Source organism: Streptomyces sp. BR123 (assembly GCF_013401435.1).
Taxonomy (GTDB): Bacteria; Actinomycetota; Actinomycetes; order Streptomycetales; family Streptomycetaceae; genus Streptomyces.
On the sequence record NZ_JACBGN010000614.1, the window covers coordinates 1 to 1,182 of the forward strand.

The 1,182-nt window shown below is 71.7% G+C and carries 2 protein-coding genes; both read right to left on the reverse strand.

Features of this window, described 5'->3' with window-relative positions:
* Positions 1–153 precede the first annotated feature (153 nt).
* Entirely contained in the window at positions 154–435 is a 282-nt protein-coding gene (locus HYE82_RS36655; RefSeq protein ID WP_179178541.1) for a helix-turn-helix transcriptional regulator, read from the reverse strand.
* On the reverse strand, positions 435–1,094 hold the full coding sequence (locus tag HYE82_RS36660; protein WP_179178542.1) for a DUF2975 domain-containing protein: 660 nt from the start codon (positions 1,092–1,094) through the stop codon (positions 435–437). Before HYE82_RS36660 ends, HYE82_RS36655 begins: the two co-directional genes overlap by 1 nt.
* Positions 1,095–1,182 lie beyond the last annotated feature (88 nt).

The following is a 1,182-nucleotide window of genomic DNA, read 5'->3' on the forward strand; positions in this document are numbered from 1 at the left end:
CACCCCTTTCCGGCCCCCCTCCCCCGGCCGGCGGACCGGGGGAGGCTCAGCGGCGGGTTGCGCGGCGGATGACGGCCACGACGAGGGCTGTCGCTGCGAGGGCGGAGACCACCGCGACGATCTTGGTTGCAGGGTCCATCATTCCGATCATCGTCATTCGCTCCTTGGCGGGTCGGCGTCTTCGGTGTCTTCGGGCCGGTAGCTGAGCAGGTCGCCGGGCTGGCATTCGAGGACCTTGCAGAGCTGAGTGAGCGTGGTGAAGCGGACGGCCTTCGCGCGGCCGTTCTTGAGGATGGAGAGGTTGACGTTGGTGACGCCGACGCGGGCCGCGAGCTCGGTCAGCGTCATGCCGCGCTCGGCGAGGATCCGGTCGAGGTGGACGTGGATGTGGTGCCGCTCCTCCGGCTCACCGCGCCCACCCCTCTCGCCTCGCATCAGATGACCCCTTCGAGGTCTTCGCGCATCGCCGTGCCCGCACGGACGATCCGGGCGAAGACCAGCAGTCCGAGCCCGGTCAGGAGCAGCAGGTAGGGCGGGGTGAGCGTGTGCAGGACGTCACCGGCGGAGAAGGCGACGTGCGTGGTGAGGGTGGACAGCAGGGCGGTGCGGGCAGCGGCCTCGACAAGGCAGGCGGCCACGCCGCCGACGAGCACCCAGAGGGCGAGCGCACGCAGTCCGGCGGTGGTGCGCCGGGCGTGGACGCCGTCCCGGGCGGCCGACCGCAGCAGCCGGTCGAGGAGGGCGAGTCCACCGAGGAGCAGGACGAACGAGGGCACCTCGGCCAGGATGCGCAGGGTCCGCTGTCCGGCGCTCGGGTCCTGCGCGCAGTAGCGGGCGACGGCGTCGAGGCGCGCCCCGTCCCGGGCGCCGAGAGCAGTGTCGGCAGGGCCGACGGAGTTGGTCGAGATCCAGTCGGCCGTGGCACAGACGCCGGCGTCCGTGGCGTCCGGGCCGCCCCAGAGCGGGATCGAGCCGTTCAGGGCGCTCAGCGCGAAGCCGGCGAGGAGGAGGCCGGCCAGCAGGCGCAGCGTCGTGGAGACCACGGTGGAGAGGGGTTCCAGCAGCTTCTTGTCCTCGGACACGGGAGCAGCCACCTCCATATCGTTTGTCGATGCTATCGAAAAACGATACAGGCGGGCGCCTGCCGGGGGAACCCCCGGCCCTCGCCGACCAGTCTCCCCC

Coding starts and splice junctions, on each gene's coding strand:
- HYE82_RS36655 (WP_179178541.1), bottom strand. CDS start 435: ATGCGAGGCGAGAGGGGTGGGCGCGGTGAGCCGGAGGAGCGGCACCAC.